Annotated in this window: 19 protein-coding genes and 1 pseudogene; 1 reads left to right on the plus strand and 19 read right to left on the minus strand. The window is 69.3% G+C overall.

Annotated features, from left to right (window positions below; genetic code table 11):
• Positions 1–94 precede the first annotated feature (94 nt).
• Positions 95–1,618 (plus strand): M23 family metallopeptidase, encoded by a 1,524-nt coding sequence (locus KIK09_RS60840; protein ID WP_372455790.1) that lies wholly within the window; start codon positions 95–97, stop codon positions 1,616–1,618.
• On the opposite strand, the gene KIK09_RS47620 is transcribed toward KIK09_RS60840, so the two are convergent.
• The 19 genes and pseudogenes from KIK09_RS47620 to KIK09_RS47705 all read right to left on the minus strand — a co-directional run bounded on the left by KIK09_RS47620 (position 1,603) and on the right by KIK09_RS47705 (position 19,203).
• Positions 1,603–2,208 carry a tyrosine-type recombinase/integrase gene (locus KIK09_RS47620; protein ID WP_308164743.1) on the minus strand — a complete coding sequence of 202 codons (606 nt, stop codon included), beginning with the start codon at positions 2,206–2,208 and terminating at the stop codon, positions 1,603–1,605. The two genes, KIK09_RS60840 and KIK09_RS47620, sit on opposite strands and share 16 nt — an antisense overlap.
• A gap of 39 nt (positions 2,209–2,247) precedes the next feature.
• Positions 2,248–2,589, minus strand: a pseudogene (locus KIK09_RS60385) (site-specific integrase); the annotation flags it as partial.
• A 468-nt stretch (positions 2,590–3,057) separates the two neighbouring features.
• Positions 3,058–4,197: a DNA-processing protein DprA gene (gene dprA, locus KIK09_RS47625; protein ID WP_250574943.1), complete on the minus strand. Its 1,140-nt coding sequence runs from the start codon at positions 4,195–4,197 to the stop codon at positions 3,058–3,060.
• 1,248 nt (positions 4,198–5,445) lie between these two features.
• Positions 5,446–6,975 (minus strand): YifB family Mg chelatase-like AAA ATPase, encoded by a 1,530-nt coding sequence (locus tag KIK09_RS47630; protein ID WP_214326191.1) that lies wholly within the window; start codon positions 6,973–6,975, stop codon positions 5,446–5,448.
• Complete coding sequence (locus KIK09_RS47635; RefSeq protein ID WP_214326192.1) at positions 6,976–7,329, minus strand: YraN family protein; 354 nt, start codon at positions 7,327–7,329, stop codon at positions 6,976–6,978.
• A 460-nt stretch (positions 7,330–7,789) separates the two neighbouring features.
• Positions 7,790–8,113, minus strand: coding sequence for a DUF2469 domain-containing protein (locus KIK09_RS47640; protein WP_026215037.1), 324 nt, complete (start codon positions 8,111–8,113; stop codon positions 7,790–7,792).
• A 24-nt stretch (positions 8,114–8,137) separates the two neighbouring features.
• Positions 8,138–8,806 (minus strand): ribonuclease HII, encoded by a 669-nt coding sequence (locus KIK09_RS47645; protein ID WP_214326193.1) that lies wholly within the window; start codon positions 8,804–8,806, stop codon positions 8,138–8,140.
• A gap of 40 nt (positions 8,807–8,846) precedes the next feature.
• Positions 8,847–9,440 (minus strand): signal peptidase I, encoded by a 594-nt coding sequence (gene lepB, locus KIK09_RS47650; RefSeq protein ID WP_214326194.1) that lies wholly within the window; start codon positions 9,438–9,440, stop codon positions 8,847–8,849.
• Positions 9,440–10,300, minus strand: coding sequence for a signal peptidase I (gene lepB, locus KIK09_RS47655; RefSeq protein WP_214326195.1), 861 nt, complete (start codon positions 10,298–10,300; stop codon positions 9,440–9,442). The genes lepB (KIK09_RS47650) and lepB (KIK09_RS47655) overlap by 1 nt, the downstream gene beginning before the upstream one ends.
• Before the next feature lie 129 nt (positions 10,301–10,429).
• A complete protein-coding gene (rplS, locus tag KIK09_RS47660) occupies positions 10,430–10,792 on the minus strand; it encodes a 50S ribosomal protein L19 (RefSeq protein ID WP_214326196.1) in 363 nt (120 codons plus the stop codon).
• Between the two features lie 138 nt (positions 10,793–10,930).
• A complete protein-coding gene (gene trmD / locus KIK09_RS47665) occupies positions 10,931–11,710 on the minus strand; it encodes a tRNA (guanosine(37)-N1)-methyltransferase TrmD (RefSeq protein WP_214326197.1) in 780 nt (259 codons plus the stop codon).
• Positions 11,710–12,198 carry a ribosome maturation factor RimM gene (gene rimM, locus KIK09_RS47670; RefSeq protein WP_214326198.1) on the minus strand — a complete coding sequence of 163 codons (489 nt, stop codon included), beginning with the start codon at positions 12,196–12,198 and terminating at the stop codon, positions 11,710–11,712. Before rimM ends, trmD begins: the two co-directional genes overlap by 1 nt.
• A gap of 75 nt (positions 12,199–12,273) precedes the next feature.
• Positions 12,274–12,519, minus strand: coding sequence for an RNA-binding protein (locus KIK09_RS47675; RefSeq protein ID WP_214326199.1), 246 nt, complete (start codon positions 12,517–12,519; stop codon positions 12,274–12,276).
• A 1-nt stretch (position 12,520) separates the two neighbouring features.
• Positions 12,521–12,994, minus strand: a complete 474-nt coding sequence (gene rpsP / locus KIK09_RS47680) for a 30S ribosomal protein S16 (RefSeq protein WP_214326200.1) — start codon at positions 12,992–12,994, stop codon at positions 12,521–12,523.
• Positions 12,995–13,390: 396 nt separating this feature from the next.
• Complete coding sequence (ffh, locus tag KIK09_RS47685) at positions 13,391–14,953, minus strand: signal recognition particle protein (protein WP_214326201.1); 1,563 nt, start codon at positions 14,951–14,953, stop codon at positions 13,391–13,393.
• Between the two features lie 56 nt (positions 14,954–15,009).
• A complete protein-coding gene (locus KIK09_RS47690) occupies positions 15,010–15,597 on the minus strand; it encodes a GTP-binding protein (RefSeq protein ID WP_214326202.1) in 588 nt (195 codons plus the stop codon).
• Positions 15,578–15,934 carry a DUF742 domain-containing protein gene (locus tag KIK09_RS47695; protein ID WP_214326291.1) on the minus strand — a complete coding sequence of 119 codons (357 nt, stop codon included), beginning with the start codon at positions 15,932–15,934 and terminating at the stop codon, positions 15,578–15,580. The genes KIK09_RS47690 and KIK09_RS47695 overlap by 20 nt, the downstream gene beginning before the upstream one ends.
• A gap of 111 nt (positions 15,935–16,045) precedes the next feature.
• Entirely contained in the window at positions 16,046–16,468 is a 423-nt protein-coding gene (locus KIK09_RS47700) for a roadblock/LC7 domain-containing protein (protein WP_214326203.1), read from the minus strand.
• Entirely contained in the window at positions 16,465–19,203 is a 2,739-nt protein-coding gene (locus KIK09_RS47705) for a sensor histidine kinase (RefSeq protein ID WP_214326204.1), read from the minus strand. The genes KIK09_RS47700 and KIK09_RS47705 overlap by 4 nt, the downstream gene beginning before the upstream one ends.
• Positions 19,204–19,299 lie beyond the last annotated feature (96 nt).

Raw genomic sequence — 19,299 nt, forward strand, 5'->3', positions numbered from 1 at the left:
CCCACGCCCCACCCCCCAAACTCCCCGCATGCCCATCCCTCAGAGCCCCCCGCAACGACGCACCGCACAAGACGCCCATCCACACAAACCCACCATGCAGGCAGCCGACCCGAGCACGCGGACCCTCCGCACCCACCCCGACCCGCACCCACACACCATCTCGGCGGACGCCAACCTGCACATATGCACTATCCATGCCGACGCTGACTCCCAACACGACCTCATACGTCGCCCGGACAGCGAGGTCGTCAACAGCAACTCCAGGCGCGCGCGGCCTCGCACAACGGCGAGATACATCCGTCAAACCAGCGCCGTCTTCATCCTCGCGATCACGCTCACGGTCCTGCTGACGCCACCCGCCATCGCTCACAGCCCGATACGCGCACCCACGCGCGTCGCACTCGCACCCCACCCGGACCCCCCTTGGCGCTGGCCCCTCGACGGCCACCCAACTGTCCTACGCCGCTTCACCCCGCCCCCGGTGCCCTGGCTACGCGGCCACCGAGGCATAGACCTGGCAGCACTCCCCGGCACTCCGGTCTATGCGGCAGGCCCAGGCGTGGTCACCTTCGCCGCCCGCCTGGCCAACCGAGGCGTCATAGCCATCACCCACCCAACCGGCCTCCGCACCACCTACCTGCCGGTCAAAGCCTCCGTACGGCAAGGCCAACCCGTAACCGCAGCCACACCCCTGGGCGTCATCGAAGCCGCCCCCGGCCACTGCCCCGTGTCCTGCCTCCACTGGGGCCTGCTCCGCGCAACCCGCTACCTCGACCCGCTCCTCCTGCTGACCCAGGCCAACATCCGCCTACTCCCCTACTGGCCCACCCAACAACCGCTCCCCCCACCCTCGAACGCCCTTACTCCCCAGCCCAGCCCGAGCGACCGCACACCCACTCTCAGCGAACCCATAACGCAGCCACCCACCGCCGGGCCGCCACCCACCTCTGGCGGACTCGCCCCGCCCCTCCGCTTTGACGAACCCACCGCGCTACCCACACCGACCGAAGCCATACCGCCCACATCCGGCGGACCCGCACTCCCCACTTTTGGGGCACCCGCGCCGCCCACGGCTGGCAAACCCGCCCTCGCCACGTTTGTCGAACCCACCCCACCCGCCTCTGACGAACCCGTCCTCCCCACGTCCGGGAAACCCACGCCGCCCACGCCTGGCAAACCCACCCTCGCCACGTTTGTCGAACCCACCCCACCCGCCTCTGACGAACCCGTCCTCCCCACGTCCGGAGAACCCACGCCGCCCGCGCTTGGCGAACCCGTCCTGCTCATCTCCGACATGGCCGTAACCACGCACATCCACAGCGAACCCGTCACTGAGCTCAGACCTAATGGATTCATCGAGGTGCCCAACCCACGCGAACCAGCACTGCTGCCCAACATTGCCGAGCCCGTGGAGGTCTCTCGCACAAAGCCTCGCCCCAACACTGCGCCCAAGGCACCGGACACACACCTGCCGTTGGCATCGGCTCTGACCACCGCCAACGCCGTGACATCTCTGGCCGCGCTCAGCGCCCTGGCTCTGGGAGGCGCTGCCTCGACGCTGAGACGGCGTCGAAGACGAACTACCCAGGACGCCCCAAAACCTCAAGCCCGGGGGTGAGCCTGCCGATAGGCCGCCCGCAGCCGCTCAATCGAGACATGCGTATAGATCTGCGTCGAACTCAACGACGCATGCCCCAGCAACTCCTGAACACTACGAAGATCCGCCCCACCCTCAAGGAGATGCGTCGCAGCCGTATGCCGGAGCCCGTGCGGCCCCATGTCCGGCGCCCCTTCGACCTGCCGTAGCCGGGCATGGACCATCCGCCGGACCGTCCCCGGATCCAGCCGCCCACCCCGCACCCCGAGGAACAACGCAGCCCCCGACCCCTCACGCATCAACAGCGGCCGCCCATGCACGCACCACCGATCAAGCGCCCGGAGCGCCGGAGCCCCGAACGGCACAGACCGCTGCTTCCGCCCCTTGCCCATGACGCGCAAGACCCGCCGATCCCGATCGACGTCATCCACATCCAACGCACACAACTCGCTGACCCGAACCCCCGTGGCGTACAGCAGCTCAAGCACCGCCTGATCCCGCAGCTCTTTCGGCTCGGCACCCGCCCCAGCCACGTCGAGCACCTCCCGCGCCTGCTCCTGATCCAGTACGGCCGGCAGCTCCCTACCCGCCTTCGCGCTACCGAGCAGCAACCCCGGATCCTGGCTCAACCACCCGTTCCGATGACAGAAAGCGGTGAACGTCCGCACGCATGCGGTCCGCCGCGCCAACGTGGCCCTCGACGCCCCCGCCCCATGCATCTCCGCCAACCACCCCCGCAGCCCACCAACCTCGAGCCCCTCAATACGCCCCCCAAGAAACCCGAGCAACGCCCGCACATCTCCCAGATAGGCCCGCACGGTATGGCCTGACAGATCCCTCTCGAACCGCAGATGCCGCTCAAACGCCCCCAACACCGCATCCACCTCCGGCCCCAACCCACCCCCTGAGCCATCGCCCCCTGCGGCAGGACCAGTCCTCGGAACACCCTCCACAGCCACGCCTCCACCTACCCCCAGGCCGCCACAGGCCATGCCCCGGCTCTAGCGGCACCTCTCACGCTTTCCCACATCATGCTCGCAATCCCCAATACCCACGGCCCCACCCGACAATGACCACAGCGAAAGCGTCGGGTGTGTTCGAGAAACAGTGGATCTAGCCTCCTGCTCACACAACAGGAGCCGCAGACCTGCACCAACCACCCCGGCGGGATCTCCCCGTCGGCCGGAGATCGGCCCGGGAGGTTGTCGCAGGTCCCGCAGTCTCTGTCGGAGGGACTATTCGACCTCCGGCTGACGCGAATGTCCGCCAGGGAGGTTGCCGCAGGCCGTGCGATTTCTGTCGAGGCGGACAGGAGGCTAGATCCGCCGTTTCGGAACGCTCCCGGGATTCTTGACCAACGTGAGGCAGGGAGTGGTGTGAGTCAGGGGGTGGGCATGAGCCAGGAGGTGGGGTGGGCGTGAGGCAGGGAGGTGGGCGTTAGGTGGGGGTGGGAGGAGGGGTTAGGGAGAGGGTTTTTGGAGGCGCCAGCCGGTGGGGGTGCGGGTTATGAAGCCGGCGGCGGATAGGGAGCCTAGGGCGCTGAGGGTGGTGGGGAGGTCTACGCCGGCTGCGACTGCTATTGCGGCGGGGCCGAGGCTGGCTCGGGTGGGGATGGCGTCGAGGACTCGGCGGGTTGGTTCGCTCAGAGAGTCTCTGGGGAGGATTGGGCCTCGGCGGTTGGGGGCTAGGTCGTCGCCTAGGGCGCCTACGAGGTCGATCATTTCCTCGGGTGAGGTGACGCAGATGGCTTTGCGTTCGCGGAGAAGGTGGTGGCAGCCGACCGACATGTCGGAGGTGACCGGGCCGGGGACCGCTGCCAGGTGGCGGTCCAGGGCGAGGGCGTGTTTGGCGGTGTTGAGTGCGCCGCTGCGGAGAGCGGCCTCGACCACGACCGTGCCGCGGGAGAGGGCGGCGATGAGGCGGTTGCGGATGAGGAAGCGGCCCCTGGTCGGGGGTACGCCCGGCGGGCACTCGCTGACGATGACACCCTGGTCACGGACCGCGGCGAAGAGGTTGTGGTGGCCGCTGGGGTAGCTGATGTCCACGCCGCACGCCAGGACGACGACCGTGGGTGAGTCGGCCGCGAGGGCGCCACGGTGGGCCGCGCCGTCGATGCCGTAGGCGCCGCCTGAGACCACGGTCCAACCGGTCTCGCTCAGGCCCACGCCGAACTCGGATGCGACGTGCACGCCGTACGAGGTGGCGGCTCGAGCGCCGACGACGGCGACCGACTTCAGGCAGGAGAAGCGCAGGTCTGCCGTCCCGCTCAGCCAGATTCCGATCGGGCGGCCGTGACCCAGTTGGTCGAGCTGGGTGGGCCATTCTTGGTCGCCTGGGATGATCAGCCTGGCGCCTGCCTGCTCGCCTGCGGTCAGGTCTGCGGCGGGGTCGGCGATCTCCAGGCGTGCCAGCCAGCGTCGCAGGCGGCGCTGCAGGAGTGCTTCCCTGCTCTCATTGGTGGCGAAGGGCTCTGGGATGATCCCCTTCTGGATCACGGTGACCGTGTCGTGGGCGCCGCAGTGGTCCAGGAGTCGGCCCATGATGGGGTCGCCCACGTCTGCCGCTCGCATCAAGGCGGCGCGTGCCTCGAGCTCGTTCAAGGCGTCTCCTCGTATGTTCATGGCATCGTGACTGGTAGTGGTGGGCTCTGGTTGCGGACCTACGTGACGCGCACGGCTGCCAGGACCTCCGCCAGGGGTTGGAGCCACCACGCCGCTCAACCGCGGCGCGGTTGAGAGCCTCGCCCCTCCAGCCACCGCCGCATCCACGGATCCGCCCTCACGACCACCTCAGCACGCCTCCAAAGGCGCGATGCCATGGGCCGCTCCGCAGCGAGCCGGAGTCCGCTTGACTGACCACGACGGACAAGGCAGGTCGGCCGGACTCGCGGAACGGCTATTGGGGATTGGCGCACGCGGGTGCCGAGTGGGCTGCATGTGCGTGGGGTCCATTGGAGTGCGTGGGTTGTGTGGGTGCGGGGTTCAGTACTTGGGGTGCATGGGCGCCGAGGCATGGGGTTCATGGCTGCGGGGAGTGCGACTGCGGGGTGCGGATGCTTGTGGGTGTGTAGGTGCGGATTCGTGGGCGGGGTGCATGGCCGCCGACGGCATGGGGTTCATGGCTGTGGGGAGTGCGGGGGTGCGGATGCTTGTGGGTACGTGCGGGTGCGGCTGCGCGGGGGTGCAGACGCGTGGGAGTGCGGGTGTGTGGGCTATGTGAGGTGCGGGTGCGTGGACTGCGCGAACGCGTGCGTGGAGTGCGGGCTGCATGGGTTCGTGGCTGCATGGGTGTGGGTGCGGATGGATGCGGATTCGTGGGAGTGCATGCAGGTGCGGGTGCGTAGGTGCAGGTGCGTAGGTGCGGGTGCGTAGGTGAGCCGGGTGCGCGGGGTTGGGCTGCGTGAGTGCGGGTCGGCTGGGTGCGGGGTTGGTGCGCGCGGGGGTGAGGTGCACGCTGCGGGGCGGTGCTCGCTTCGTTCGTGCGTCCTCGGGTCGATGCAGGCAGAAGGTGGGAGCGCGCGCCGGTGGGGGCGCAGGGTCGGTGCACGCTGCGAGGCGGTGCTCGCTTCGTTGGTGCGCCCTCGGGGCAGTGCAGGCAGAGGGTAGGAGCGCGCCGGTGGGGGCGCAGGGGTCGGTGCACGTTGGGGTCGGTGCACGTTGGGGTCGGTGCACGTTGGGGTCGGTGCACGTAGGGGTCGGTGCGTGATCCGATCCGGTGGATGGTGCGGGCTGAACGCGTGCTTTGTGGGTGGGTGGATCGGGGGTCTGGCCGGTCGTGGGCGACGGCGTGGGCCAGGGTTGGGGTCGGTGTGCGAGAGTTCGGGGGCGGGGCGCTGGGTGGAGCGCGGATTAGATGGCTGTTCCCATCCATAGGGCTAGGGCTGTGGCCGTGTCGTCTACGTCGGGGGTGTGCTTTTCTGCTAGGTCGGTGAGGGTCCAGGCGACGCGGATTACGCGGTCGACGCCGCGGGCGCTGAGGGTGCCGGTGTCGATGGCGGCCGTCATGGGTTTCATGGCGGCGGGTGAGGGGCGGTAGGTGGTGTGGAGGGCGGCCGAGGAGATCTCGGCGTTCGTGCGCCACGGTGTGTCCGAGAGGCGTTTGCGGGCTCGTTCGCGCGCCAGGAGGACGCGTTCGGCCACCGTACGGCTGGGCTCGACGAACTGGCGGTCGGCCATGAGCTCGCGGCGCGACGAGCGGGCCATCGTGACCTTCATGTCTACGCGGTCGAGGAGCGGGCCCGACAGGCGGCCCAGGTAGCGGCGGCGGGCGTTGGGGCTGCACTGGCAGGGCTCGGACTGGTCCTGCGGCTGGGCGCACGGGCACGGGTTGGCCGCCAGGACCAGCATGAAGCGGGCCGGGAACGTGACAGAGCCGGCGGCCCGCGAGACCGTGACCGTGCCCGACTCCAGCGGCTGGCGGAGCGCGTCGAGGACGGGGCGGGCGAACTCCGGTGCCTCGTCCATGAACAGCACGCCGCGATGGGCGAGGGAGACAGCGCCGGGACGGACCGTCTGGCTGCCGCCGCCGACGATCGCGGCAGCGGTGGCCGTGTGGTGCGGACTGACGAACGGCGGGCGGTTCGTCATTGGGCTGTTGGGCGGGAGAACCCCGGCGACCGAGTGGATGGCCGTCACCTCCAGAGCATGGTCGAGCTCCAGGTCGGGCAGGAGCGTCGGCAGCCGCTCGGCCAGCAGCGTCTTGCCGCACCCCGGCGGGCCCAGCATCCAGAGGTTGTGGCCGCCCGCGGCGGCGACCTCCAGCGCCTTGCGCGCCATCGGCTGGCCGACCACGTCGGACAGGTCGACGGCCGGGCGCTCGATGGTGCAGACAGGCTCCTCGGACGGCTGGTAGTCGGGCGGGTCATCGCCGCCGCGCAGCCACTCGACCAGCTCGCGCAGGTCGTTGACGGGCACGACCTTGACGTCCGGCACCAGGGCGGCCTCCGCGGCGTTGGCCGCGGGCACCACGACCACCACCTGACCCTGCTTGGCGGCGCCCATCACCGACGGCAGGACGCCGCGCACCGGTCTGAGGCGCCCGTCGAGGCCGAGCTCTCCGAGGAAGTACGGCTGGGCCACGCGGGCCACGGGCACCAGACCGGCCGCGCCGAGGATCGCCACGGCGATGGCCAGGTCGAACTGGCTGCCGCGCTTGGGCAAGCTGGCGGGGAACAGGCTGACGGTGATGCGGGCGTCGGGCCACGGGTAGCGGCTGTTGACCATCGCGGACCTGACGCGCTCGCGAGCCTCGCTCAGCGCGGCGTCGGGCAGGCCGATCAGGTGGATGCCCGCCAGGCCGCCGCCGACGTCGGCCTCCACCTCGACGGTACGGCCGGCGACGCCGATCAGCGCCACGCTTCTGGTGCGTGCGACGGCCATCTACACCACGCCCCGGACGTGACGCATGGCGTAGTCACCGGCGAAGCGCTCGAGGGCGATGACGTCCACGCGTACCGTGTCGAAGCTGGTCTCCTGGGTGGCCAGCCATCTGGCGGCGAGCTTGCGGAGCCGGGCCACCTTGGCCGGCCGTACGGACTCGAGAGCGGTGCCGTGTGAGGTGCCTGAGCGGGTCTTGACCTCGACCACGACCAGGGTCTCGCCGTCGCGGGCGATCACGTCGATCTCGCCCTCTCTGCAGCGCCAGTTGCGGTCGATGATGTGCATGCCCTCGGCTGTCAGGTAGTCGACGGCGAGTTGCTCGCCGTGCCTTCCGAGTTCGTCCTTGGTGGCCATGGCGATGAGGGTGCCGGAGCGGGAGGTGGGGGTGGGTGCCAGAAACGCGTTCTGTGGACAGCGGTGGGCGGTGGTGCGGGGCTTGTGGATAACTCGGCCAGCCGTGGAGATAAGCGCACGCCTGCGGGATAGACGGAGCGACGCGCGGGGTGGCAGGCGCGGAAGGAAGCGAGGCTGCGGAGGCATGGCGCGGGCGGGGGAGACCGGCTGGCGCTGAGGCGCGCGGAGGGAGCCTGCAGAGGCGGGCGCGGGATCAGGCGGAGGTCTGCGGGCTAGGCGTGGGAGCGACAGGAGGCAGGACGGAAGACCGGAGCGGGCAGACGTGGAGGGAGGTGGCGCGAGGCCAAGGTGAGTTCTGCGGGCTGGGCGTAGGGGGACGCCAGGGGGCCGGCTGGAAGACCGGGGAGGGCGTGGGGGGAGGCGGCTGCGGTGGGCAGCCGGAGGTTGTCGGGGTTGGGGGTTAGCCGGAGAAGCCTTCCTTGGGCATCTCGAGGTCGGCCTTGGCCAGTTCTTCCACGTTGACGTCCTTGAACGTCACCACGCGCACGTTCTTCACGAACCGCGCAGGCCGGTACATGTCCCAGACCCAGGCATCCTGCATCTTCACGTCGAAGAACACGTCCCCGTTCTCCGCCGTGCGCACGTCGAGGTCGACCGAGTTGGTGAGGTAGAAGCGCCGCTCCGTCTCCACGACGTAGGTGAACAGGCCGACGACGTCGCGGTACTCGCGGTAAAGCTGCAGCTCCATCTCGGTTTCGTACTTTTCGAGATCCTCTGCGCTCATCGCGTCCCTCCTGTAGTGCCGGGGTCAGGCAACCCCGGCCCCCATCTCATTCTCGCCCATCTCCCTGGCCACCGTGACGAAGGAGTAGCGGTGGTGCGGGCAGGGACCGTACGTCGCCAGCGCCGTCCGGTGCCCAGGAGTGACATACCCCTTGTGCTCGGCGAATCCATACATCGGGAATTCCGCATCAAGCGAAATCATCATCCGGTCTCGCGTCACCTTCGCCACGATCGAAGCGGCCGCCATGCACGCGGCCACCTGGTCCCCCTTCCACACGGCCAGCGACGGACACGGCAGCCCCGGCACGGGGAACCCGTCCGTCAAGACGTACTCCAGGTCACAGGTCAACCGCGCGACCGCCCGGCGCATTCCTGAGACGTTGCACTTGTGCAGCCCCCGCGCGTCGATCTCGGCCGGCGGGATCACCACGAGCCCGACCTCGGAGGATGCCATGATCTGCTCGTAGAGGCGTTCCCTGACGGCGGCCGTGAGCAGCTTGGAGTCCCCCAGACCGTCGATCGGCCTGCGCAGGACCACGGCCGCGACCACCAGAGGTCCGGCGCACGCCCCGCGGCCCGCCTCGTCGACTCCTGCGATCGGGGTGAGGCCGCGGCGGGCGAGCGCCCGCTCATAGGCGTAGAGCCCGGAATCGCGCCGGACAACGCTGGGTCGAGGGCGGAACGCTGCTGTCATGACACAGGCAGCGTACGCCCGAATCACGGCAAACCGCGACCTACTTGACCTTGTCGAAAGTGTCTGGCTTGGTGAAGATGAGGCCCCTGTTCAACGGCCAGTAGCGCACGACCGCCTTGCCGATGACGTCCTTGTCGTCGATGAAGCCCTGGTTGGGCTCGTCCATGTGGGCGCGCGAGTCGGCGGAGGCGCTGCGGTGGTCGCCCATCAGCCAGAGCTTGCCCGCCGGGACCGTCACCGAGAACTTCTTGCCCGAGGGGAAGTCACCCGGGTACAGGTACGACTTCTCCTCCAGCGGGGTGCCGTTGACCGTGATGCGCTCCTTGGCATCACAGCACACCACCTTGTCGCCGCCGACGCCGATGACCCGCTTGATGGTGTCCTCGCCGGTGCTCCAGCCCTTGAAGACGACGATGTCGCCACGCTCGGGCGCGCCCGCCAGCTTGTTGACGAAGACCCTGTCGTTGATCAGCAGGGTGTTCTCCATCGACTCCGACGGGATGTAGAACGACCCGATCACGAAGGCCTGCAGCAGCAGCGCGATGCCGACGCCGAGCACGAGCAGCAGCACGGTTTCCCGGAAGCCGCCCTTTTTCTTCTTCTCCCCCACTGCGGCCTTCCTCGTGACGGCCATCAGCGCCTCCTCCCCAGCCAACGCCGACGAACCAGGATCAAGGGTACGGCTAGCGCGAACCCGGCGACCAGCGGGGCTGAGTCACCGAGCGCCTGAAGCCCGGACTGGGAGAACGTGTCGGGGATCGACAGCGTGGTGGCCCGCGAGAACGGCCACACGATGACGAACGCCCGCCCGACCACCTGGTCCACCGGGATGGAGCCGCCGCCGGGGTCGCCCTGGTGGGCGCGCGAGTCGAGCGAGACCGAGCGGTGGTCGCCCATCACCCACAGCCGCCCCTCCGGCACCTTGATGTCGAAGTAGCGATCGGAGGGCACGTCACCGGGATGCAGGTAGCTCTGCTCGTCGAGCGCGACCCCGTTGACCGTGATGCGCCCCTTGGAGTCGCAGCACTTGACGTGGTCGCCGCCCACGCCGATGACCCGCTTGATGTAGTCCTTCTCGCCAGGCACCACGCCGAAGGCGGTGCCGACCCAGCGGAAGAACGCCGCGACGGGGTTGGACGGCTCCTCGAGCTGGAATTCCGGATCCCACGAGTCGGCGCCGGAGAAGACCACCACGTCGCCGCGCTCGATGTCGCGCGTGTGGTAGACGATCTTGTTAACCAGCACCCGGTCGTTCTTGAGAAGCGTGTTCTCCATCGACTCGGACGGGATGTAGAAGGCCTGAATCACAAAGGTCTTGATGAGCAGAGCCAGCACCAGCGCCACGACCACCAGCACCGGGAGCTCTTTCCAGAAAGAACCCTTTTTTTCCTTCTTGCCACCCTTGGCTGGCATTTGAGTCTCTTCGGCGACCACGTCCACCTCGTCCTTGACAGGGCGGCGCGTCGCGCCGGGCTCCTGACTCTCGCTAATCATCGCTGACGAGCCTAGATGATGCGGGGGCTCGACAAGCCTCGACCGACGGTACACCTCATCACGAGTCGCTCCACATAAAGAAAGACCCGCCACGGCGAAGCCGTACCGGGCCTTTCAGAAAACCGGGAACTACTTGGCGGGCGTCGACTCGCGCTTCTCGCGGATACGAGCGGCCTTGCCGCGCAGGTCACGCATGTAGTAGAGCTTGGCCCTGCGCACGTCGCCGCGGGTCACGAGAACGATCTTCTCGATGACCGGGCTGTGCACGGGGAAGGTGCGCTCGACGCCGACGCCGTAGCTGACCTTGCGGACCGTGAACGTCTCGCGGGCGCCGGCGCCCTGACGGCGCAGCACGAAGCCCTTGAAGACCTGGATACGGGACCGGTTGCCCTCGACCACGCGGACGTGAACCTCGAGCGTGTCACCGGGACGGAACCCCGGTACGTCGCTGCGGAGCGAAGCCTTCTCCAGCTCCTGGATCTTCGTGTGCATAGCGCTTAATCCTCAAAGTTCGCGGGGCACACGGAGGTCCCACCCGGCCCGTGAGGGCGGCAAAGGGGACGCGCGTGCTCTCTCCTGACGCCCGGACTCCGGGCATGCATCACCGACCTCGTGATGGTCGGCAGCGATTCAGTTTGCCACATCTTCCGGCTCGACGCGAAACGACAGCTCATCCAGCAGCCGCCGATCATGCTTGTCGAGCGTGTCGGGATCCATCGCCGCCACCAGCTCGGGCCGGTTGGCCACGGTCCTGCGCAGCGCCTCGTCCCGCCGCCAGCGCGCCACCTTCCCGTGATGCCCCGACAGCAGTACGGCCGGCACCTCGTGCCCCCGCCACACGGGCGGCTTGGTGTAGACGGGCCCTTCGAGCAGGTTCTGCATCGCCCCGGGCGCGAAGGAGTCGTCGGCCACCGAGCAGGCGTTGCCGAGGACCCCCGGCAGCAGCCTGCCGATGGCCTCCACCATGACGAGCACCGCGACCTCGCCACCGGCCAGCACGTAGTCGCCGATGCTGACCTCGTCGACGCGCATGCGCGAGCCGTACTCCCGCATGACGCGCGAGTCGATGCCCTCGTAGCGGCCGCAGCAGAACAGCAGCCACTGCTCCCGCGCCAGCTCCTGGGCCAGTTCCTGGGTGAAGGGGCGGCCGCTGGGGGTGGGCACGATCATCCTGGGCTCGCCCGAGCCGATGACGGTGTCGATGGCCTCGCCCCACACCTCCGGCTTCATCACCATGCCGGGGCCGCCGCCGTACGGGGTGTCGTCGACGGTCTTGTGCACGTCGTGGGTCCAGTCGCGCAGTTGGTGCAGGCGGACGTCGAGCGTGCCGCGCTCGCGCGCCTTGCCGATGAGCGAGACGTCCAGCGGCGCGAAGTACTCGGGGAAGATCGAGATGATGTCGAGCCGCATCACAGCAGCCCTTCGGGCGGATCGACCACGAGCCGGCCGCCGGCCAGGTCGACCTCGGGCACCAGCGCCTTGACGAAGGGGATGTACACGTCCTCCCCCACCACCAGCAGGTCCTGGCCGTGGTGCAGGACGTCGGTGACCTCGCCGACCGTCTCCCCCGACACGGTCACCACCGTCAGCCCGATGAGCTGGTGGTCGTGGAACTCGTCAGGATCGTCCGACGGCACCACGTCCGCGGAGTCGATGACCAGCATCGTGCCGCGCAGGTCCTCGGCGGCCTCCCTGGAGGAGACGCCTTCCAGGCGCATCAGCAGGATGCCCTTGTGCCAGCGGGCGGACTCCACCAGGAGCGGGCCGGCCGAGGCGGGGTCGGTGGTCAGCGAGGAGCCGGGCGCGAAACGCAGCTCGGGATCGTCGGTGCGGACCTCGACGGTCACCTCGCCGCGCACCCCGTGCGGGCGGCCGATGCGGCCCACGACCAGCTGCACGTGAAACCTGCCTTCCGTGAAATGCCAGCGCCCCCACCGGCGGCGAGCCGATGAGGGCGCGGGAAAGATCTGACGCTATCGGACTGCTTCGTGCAGGTCGAGAAGATCGACCCGGACGAACTTCCCGTCGGCCAGAGCATTCACGACGGTGCGCAGCGCCTTGGCGGTGCGACCACCGCGACCGATGACCTTGCCCAGGTCCTCGGGGTGCACCCGGACCTCCAGGACGCGCCCGCTGCGAATGCGGCGTGCGCGGACCCGGACATCGTCTGGATGTTCGACGATGCCCTTCACGAGGTGCTCGAGAGCCTCCTCGAGCACGTCAGGCCTCGCCCTCGGTCTTCGCCGGGGTCTCGGTGGCCTCGGCCGGAGCCTCGGTGGCCTCGGCAGCCGGAGCCTCGTCCTTCTTCTTGGCCTTCTTCGGCGTGGTGGCGGTCGTGCCGGTGTCGCCACCGGACAGGGCCTCCTTGGCCGCGGCCTCGTAGAGCGCGTGACGGTCGGCAGCCGGCTCGGCGACCTTCATCGGCGCAGGGGCGGGCTCGCCCTTGAACTTCTGCCAGTCACCGGTGAGCTTGAGCAGCTTGAGCACCGGCTCGGTCGGCTGCGCGCCGACACCCAGCCAGTAGGCCGCGCGCTCGGCGTCGACCTCGATGCGCGAAGGGGTCTCCTTCGGGTGGTACAGGCCGATCTCCTCGATCGCCCGGCCGTCACGCTTGGTGCGGCTGTCGGCGACGACGATACGGTACTGCGCGTTGCGGATCATGCCGAGCCGCTTGAGCTTGATCTTGACTGCCACGGGTGTGGTCTCTCCTGCATTCGAGCGTGGGTGAACGGCGCCTTGTCGAGTGGGGCACGACGCGGGACCGCTCTAGGGACAGGCGCGGCCGGGCGGGAGATGAGAGGGCACCCACCTGGTCACGGTGTTCCAACATGTCATTGTGCCAGACCGCCCCCACTGTCCGCGCCAACAGACCACCATAATTGCTGCACGCGCTGTTGGTTTCTGCGGTACGGCAAGGCCGCCCCACCCACTCCCCGCCGTCATGGGCCGAGCTCTGTCACTTCAACGCCATTCCTGGCTCACGGCCTGACCGCCGTGACGTCTCGCCAGAACCGGCCGCCGGGAAGCGGGAGCGCCCTGACGGCGCACACGGCAACGGCGGGCCGAAGCGGCCCGCCGTACCGGAGAGAACTACTTGTCGTCGGGCAGGTTGAGCTTGCTCGGGTCGAAGCCGGGCGGAAGCTGCAGGCCCGGGGGCAGCTTGGGCTGCTTGCCGCCGAGGTTGCCGAGGAGGCCGCCCTTCTTGGGCTCGGCCGCCTCCTGACCGTCGGGGGCGGCGGGCTTGCCCAGCGCGGCCTTGCGCGGGTCACCGCTCATGCGGCGACCCTTGGCCTTCTTCTGGGCCTTGGCCGCCTTGGTGGCGCGACCGCCGGGCATGCCGGGGATGCCCATGCCGCCGGCCATCCGCTTCATCATCTTCTGGGCGTCGAAGAAGCGGGTGACCAGGTTGTTCACGGCGGACACCGTGACGCCGGAACCGTTGGCGATGCGGGCGCGGCGGGAGCCGTTGATGATCTTCGGGTCCTGCCGCTCGGCGGGCGTCATCGAGCGGATGATGGCGGCGATGCGGTCAAGGTCGCGGTCGTCGATCGAGTTGATCTGGTCGCGCATCTGCCCCATGCCGGGCATCATGCCGAGCAGGTTCTTGATCGGGCCCATCCGCTGGACCATCTGCATCTGCTCGAGGAAGTCCTCGAGGGTGAAGTTGTCGCCCGACGCGAGCTTGCTGGCCATCTTGGCCGCCTGCTCCTCGTCGAACGTCTTCTGCGCCTGCTCGATCAGGGTGAGGATGTCACCCATGTCGAGGATGCGGGAGGCCATCCGGTCGGGGTGGAAGGCGTCGAAGTCCTCGACCTTCTCACCCGTCGAGGCGAACATGATGGGCTTTCCCGTGATGTGCCTGACCGAGAGCGCGGCACCGCCTCGGGCGTCGCCGTCGAGCTTGGTCAGCACGACGCCGTCGAAGCCGACGCCCTCCATGAAGGCCTGCGCGGTGGTCACCGCGTCCTGACCGATCATGGCGTCGACCACGAACAGGACCTCGTCGGGCGAGACCGCGTCGCGAATGTCGGCGGCCTGCTTCATCATCTCCTGGTCGATGCCCAGGCGGCCGGCGGTGTCGATGATGACGATGTCGTGGTTCTGCCGCTTGGCTTCGTCGACCGACCTGCGGGCCACGCCCACCGGGTCGCCGACGCCGTTGCCGGGCTCGGGGGCGTACACGGCGACGCCCGCGCGCTCGCCGACCACCTGCAGCTGCCCGACCGCGTTGGGACGCTGCAGGTCGGCGGCCACCAGCAGCGGCGCGTGGCCCTGCTCGCGCAGCCACCTGGCCAGCTTGCCCGCCAGCGTGGTCTTACCCGCACCCTGCAGACCGGCGAGCATGATGACCGTCGGCGGCGTCTTGGCGAAGCGCAGCCTGCGGGTCTCGCCGCCGAGGATCTGGATCAGCTCGTCGTTAACGATCTTGACGACCTGCTGCGCCGGGTTGAGCGCCTGTGACACCTCGGCGCCGCGGGCGCGCTCCTTCACCTGGGCGACGAACGCCTTGACCACAGGCAGCGCGACGTCGGCCTCGAGCAGCGCGATGCGGATCTCGCGCGCGGTGGCGTCGATGTCGGCGTCGGACAGCCGACCCTTGGATCGGAGGGAGGAGAAGACCGATGTCAGCCGGTCGGAAAGCGTCTCGAACACGTGGTTGGCCAGTCCTCGAAGCGAAAATAGGTCTGACTGTCAGCCTATCCGGTCCGTCAGCCGCTCCAGCCTGGCACGGCCATCCTGACCGTCAGCGCGTGTTCGACGAGATTGATCAGCGCGCTCTTGACCGAGTCCTTGGAGCGGGCGTCCAGCCGCACCAGCGGGATGTGCGCCGCCAGGGTCAGCGCGTCGCGCACCTCGGTGTCGCTGTGCGCGTACGTCCCGTCCCAGCCGTTCACCCCCACGATGAAGGGCAACTGGGCCTCCTCGAAGTAGTCGATCGCCGGGAAGCTGTCGGCCAGGCGGCGCGTGTCCACCAGCACCACGGCGCCGATCGCGCCGCGCACCAGGTCGTCCCACATGAACCAGAACCGGTGCTGCCCCGGCGTGCCGAACAGGTACAGGATCAGGTCGCGGTCGAGCGAGACGCGGCCGAAGTCCATGGCCACGGTCGTGGTGGACTTCAGCGGCGTCATACCGAGATCGTCGATGCCCGCCGAGGCGTCGGTCATGACCGCCTCCGTGGTCAGCGGCATGATCTCGGAGACCGCGCCGACGAACGTCGTCTTGCCCACTCCGAAGCCGCCGGCCACCACGATCTTCGTCGATGTGAGCCCGGGGCTAGAGCCTGCGAAGTCCACTGAGCACCCTTTCCAGCAGGTTGACGTCTGGCCTACCGGCGTCCAGAGCGGGCTGGTGCACCCGGACCAGACCTTCGGCCGCCATGTCGGCGATGAGCACCCGCACCACGCCCAGGGGCATCCGCAGCAGGGCCGAGACCTCGGCCACCGAGCGGACCTGCCTGCAGAGCTGGCTGATCGCCAGATACTCGGGCGTGATGTGGGAGAACTCGCGGTGCTCGGCCGTAGCCGAGGAGACCAGGGCCTCCATGGCCAGCTTGACTCGGGGAGCGGTTCTTCCTCCCGTCACGGCGTAGGGACGTACCGGGGAGGCGGGTTCCGAGGCCGGCGGCGGCATCGGCTCCCACCCACCGCTGTTCCAGCGCGGATCCGTCACGGCGCCTCCTTCGCCGGCCCCGTGACGGCCGTGCTGTATCTGATCGTCGGCTCGACTAGCTCGCTCACAGGATCACCTGGACTGGCTGGCGCGCAGTTCGGCGCGCACCGCCGGGGTCAGCACCTGTCCGGCGCGGTCGACCATCAACGTCATCTGGTAGGCCACCAGTCCCATGTCGCAGTCGGGGGCGGCCAGGACCGCCATGCAGGATCCGTCGCTGATCGACATGATCAGCATCAGGCCCCGGTGCATCTCGACGATGGTCTGCGTGACGGCGCCGCCCTCGAAGACCCTGGCCGCGCCCTGCGTCAGGCTGATGAGACCGGAGGCGATGGCGGCCAGTTGGTCGGCCCTGTCGACGGGGAATCCGGCCGAGGCCGCCAGCGGCAGCCCGTCGGATGACACGACGACCGCGTGTGCGACGCCGGGGACACTGGTGACGAAGTCAGTGATCAGCCAGTCGACTCCGCGTGCCCCGTGACTGAGGTCGTTCATGCGTCCTCCTCCCGTGCAATCCTGGGATTCGCCCGGCCCTCGCTGATGTCGTCACGGGCGGCTCGGAACCCCTGCTGGAAACTGGACAACCGGTTGCGCACCCGGTCTGGCGAGATCGACGGCATCGGCGCCACGCCCTTGGGCGCGGACGCGGTGTCGGCCGAGCCGGGCACCAGGTTCGCCTTGGGCACCCGCTTGGGCAGCCCGGAGGCGGTCGCCCCGTCGCGCACCGGCTCGATCACGGCCTCGGCCGCGGTCCATCCGGCGTCCGCCTGCGACGATCCCCAGGTGGCGCCGGGCTCGCTGTGGTCGAACCAGGCCGACTCGACCGAGGCGAAGATCGGCAGGTAGTCGTCGCCCTGGTTGACCGCGGGGATCGGGCCGGTGGCGGCCGCCTCGGTCTCGGGGAAGTCGTACCGCTGCCGCGACTGCTCGTCGGAGAGCGGCCGTTTGGGCAGCTCGTCCCCGTTCCAGCTCGGGCCTCTCGAGGGCACCCACACGTCGGCGGTGTCGTATCCACCGCTGCTGCTGCGCGGGTCGGCCGGCCACTGCGGCAGGGAGGGCATCGACGGCCACGAGCCGTCGGCCTGCGGGTTCGGCGGGAAGGAAGGGTGCGCGCCGAGCGGTTCGGACGGGAAGGAGGGATGGGCTGCCAGCGGCTCGGACGGGAAGGACGGGTGTCCCGACCCCATCTGGTAGGGCGCCTCCCACGGCGGCGGTCCTGTGAAGGTCTCCTGCGGCGCGGGCGAGCCGCCGGCGTAGGCCGGGGCAGCCTGGGCGCCGAGCAGGGCCTCGGGCAGCAGCACCATCGCGGTCATGCCGCCGGAGCCGTGCGGGCGCAGCTGGACGCGGACGCCGTGGCGGTGCGCCAGGCGGGCGACCACGAACAGGCCCATCCGCCGCGACACCGACACGTCCACGGTCGGCGCGTCGGACAGGCGCGTGTTGGCCTGGGCGAACTCCTCCGCCGTCATGCCGATGCCGGAGTCGGTGATCGACAGCATCACGCCGCCGCCGTCGATCCTGCTGCCGGACACGGTGACCCTGGTCTCGCGCGGCGAGAACGACAGCGCGTTCTCCACCAGCTCGGCCAGCAGGTGGATGATGTCGTTGACCGCCTGCCCCGCGACCGACACGCCGTCGGGCACCTGCAGGACGACCCGCTCGTAGTTCTCGACCTCCGACAGGGAGGCGCGGGCCACGTCGACCAGCTTGACCGGCTGGCTCCACCGGCGCGGCGGGTCCTGCCCGGCCAGCACCAGCAGGTTCTCGCTGTTGCGGCGCATGCGGGTGGCCAGGTGGTCCAGCTTGAACAGGTTCGCCAGCCGGCTCTCGTCCTGCTCGCCCTGCTCCAGGCCGTCGATGAGGGTGATCTGCCGCTCGACCAGAGTCTGCGACCTGCGCGAGAGGTTGACGAACATGGCGTTGACGTTGGAGCGGAGCCTGGCTTCCTCGCCGGCCAGCCGTACCGCCTCGCGGTGGACCTCGTCGAAGGCCCGGGCGACCTCACCGATCTCGTCCTTGGAAGAGATCTCCATCGGCGGCACGTGCACCGCGTCGGGATTGGCCTCGCCCTCGCGCAGCGTCTGGACCAGCTCGGGCAGCGTCTGGCCGGCGACCTTGAGCGCGTCGCCGCGCAGCCGCCGCAGCGGCCGTACCAGGGAGCGGGCCATCACGGCGGTGATGGCGAGCACCAGCACCAGCAGGATGAGGACCAGCGCGATGTTCAGCGCCGCCACCTGCCGGTCGCCGCCCCGCAGGTCGGCGCTGCGCGTGGCGATCTGCTCGATCAGGGACTTCTGTACGGCGTGCAGCCGGTCGACCGTCTCGCTGATGGAGTCGAACCAGCGGGAGTCGTCGTTGGGCGCCGCCCGGTCGAGCCGCCGCAGCGACTGGCCGGCGTTGTGCAGGAACTCCACGCGGCCGACGTAGAACTCGGCGCGGCCGATCTTCTGGCTGGCGACCGTGTCGTCGTAGAACTGGCGCTGTTCGGGGGTGGCCACGGCGCGGAAGGCCGCGCGCTCGCTGTCACGCCGGGACTTCGCGTCGAGGAAGGCGTTGTACTCCGGCTCCTCGAAGTCGCCCCTGACCAGCGCGATCGACAGCAGGCCCCGCTGTTTGGAGGCCTCCTCCTCGGCGCCGGCGACGGCGCGCAGCGCGGCCGCGGTGGAGACCAGCTGCTCGTCGGTCGAGCCCTGGCCGACCTCGTCGAACAGCTGCAGCATCTCGGCGATGGTCTCGGAGTACTTCTCCGTCGTCGGCAGCGGCGGCAGCTGGGTCTTGGCCACCGTGTCGCGCAGCGAGTTCAGCTGCGAAAGCCGGGTGCGGACGTGGGCCAGCTTCTTGCGGCCCAGGTCGGAAAGCGATTCCTCGACCCCGGCGGCCGTGCCGAGCACCTTGTTGACGGAGTTGTTGACGATCTCCTGCTGGCCGGCGAGCCGCTGCCGCTGGGTCTCCTTGCGGCCCGAGGCCACGTACCGCGCCGACAGGTCCCGCTCGAGCGCGAGGTTGCGCGCGAGCTCGCCGAGCTGGGCCACGAGCCCGCTGACGTCGTTGACCTGCTGGTACTGCTGTGCGCTTGTGATCGACGTGGTGACTCGCAGCGCGCCGAGGAGCACGCCCACGATGGTGGGGATGGCGATGAGCGCGATGAGGCGCGTGCGCACGCGCCAGTTCCGCAGCGCGAACGAGCTGCCCGCCCGGGGCACCCGTCCTGCCGGCACCTCACGGGCCATGGACTGGCCTGGTAAGTCCGGAGTCGTACTACGACCGGATCCGGCCGTTGTCGTCCTCACTGGTGACAACCTCTCGCGCCAAGGCCTGCTGGAGAG

The organism is Nonomuraea sediminis, assembly GCF_018531495.1.
In the GTDB taxonomy this organism is placed as follows: Bacteria; Actinomycetota; Actinomycetes; order Streptosporangiales; family Streptosporangiaceae; genus Nonomuraea; species Nonomuraea sediminis.

Excerpts from the sequence above, each read along its gene's own strand:
- KIK09_RS47700 (WP_214326203.1), bottom strand. The coding sequence starts at position 16,468 with ATGAACGACCTCAGTCACGGGGCACGCGGAGTCGACTGGCTGATCACT.
- lepB (WP_214326195.1), bottom strand. The coding sequence starts at position 10,300 with ATGATTAGCGAGAGTCAGGAGCCCGGCGCGACGCGCCGCCCTGTCAAG.
- KIK09_RS47705 (WP_214326204.1), bottom strand. The coding sequence starts at position 19,203 with ATGGCCCGTGAGGTGCCGGCAGGACGGGTGCCCCGGGCGGGCAGCTCG.
- KIK09_RS47695 (WP_214326291.1), bottom strand. The coding sequence starts at position 15,934 with ATGCCGCCGCCGGCCTCGGAACCCGCCTCCCCGGTACGTCCCTACGCC.
- lepB (WP_214326194.1), bottom strand. The coding sequence starts at position 9,440 with ATGGCCGTCACGAGGAAGGCCGCAGTGGGGGAGAAGAAGAAAAAGGGC.
- KIK09_RS60840 (WP_372455790.1), top strand. The coding sequence starts at position 95 with ATGCAGGCAGCCGACCCGAGCACGCGGACCCTCCGCACCCACCCCGAC.
- rplS (WP_214326196.1), bottom strand. The coding sequence starts at position 10,792 with ATGCACACGAAGATCCAGGAGCTGGAGAAGGCTTCGCTCCGCAGCGAC.
- KIK09_RS47630 (WP_214326191.1), bottom strand. The coding sequence starts at position 6,975 with ATGGCCGTCGCACGCACCAGAAGCGTGGCGCTGATCGGCGTCGCCGGC.
- KIK09_RS47635 (WP_214326192.1), bottom strand. The coding sequence starts at position 7,329 with ATGGCCACCAAGGACGAACTCGGAAGGCACGGCGAGCAACTCGCCGTC.
- KIK09_RS47645 (WP_214326193.1), bottom strand. The coding sequence starts at position 8,806 with ATGACAGCAGCGTTCCGCCCTCGACCCAGCGTTGTCCGGCGCGATTCC.
- KIK09_RS47640 (WP_026215037.1), bottom strand. The coding sequence starts at position 8,113 with ATGAGCGCAGAGGATCTCGAAAAGTACGAAACCGAGATGGAGCTGCAG.
- trmD (WP_214326197.1), bottom strand. The coding sequence starts at position 11,710 with ATGCGGCTCGACATCATCTCGATCTTCCCCGAGTACTTCGCGCCGCTG.